This window comes from Exiguobacterium sp. s63 (assembly GCF_018617335.1).
In the GTDB taxonomy this organism is placed as follows: domain Bacteria; phylum Bacillota; class Bacilli; order Exiguobacteriales; family Exiguobacteriaceae; genus Exiguobacterium.
In genome coordinates, this window is sequence record NZ_JACSKB010000014.1 from 1 (window position 1) to 342 (window position 342).

The following is a 342-nucleotide window of genomic DNA, read 5'->3' on the forward strand; positions in this document are numbered from 1 at the left end:
GCGAGCAACGCAAACGGTCGTCATCTGGCGGTCGTTTGTCTTCTTCCAAGGCCACGACGGACGAAGAAAAAGCTCGGTATTTACTTTGACTCGATGTTTTAGGGGAAAGGGAAGGTAAACGCCGAGATCATCCTCCTCGGGCCGCTGTTCAACATCCGTTCCGTTCGTCAGACCGTGAAGGATGGATGGTGTCGACTTGTTGATCATTAGATCCGCCCCCTGTGTGTTCTTCTCACACCATTATATGGGACGGAGGACAAAAGGTGACCAAGAACGGGCAGGCGAGACTCCTGAGGGAATAGCAAGCAAAGGGAGACCCAGCAGTGACGCAGTCGCGATGCG

At 53.8% G+C, this 342-nt stretch carries 1 pseudogene; it reads right to left on the minus strand.

From position 1 onward, the window contains the following. A pseudogene (locus KNO90_RS14655) lies at nt 1-207 on the minus strand (hypothetical protein); the annotation flags it as partial. Between the last annotated feature and the right edge of the window lie 135 nt (nt 208-342).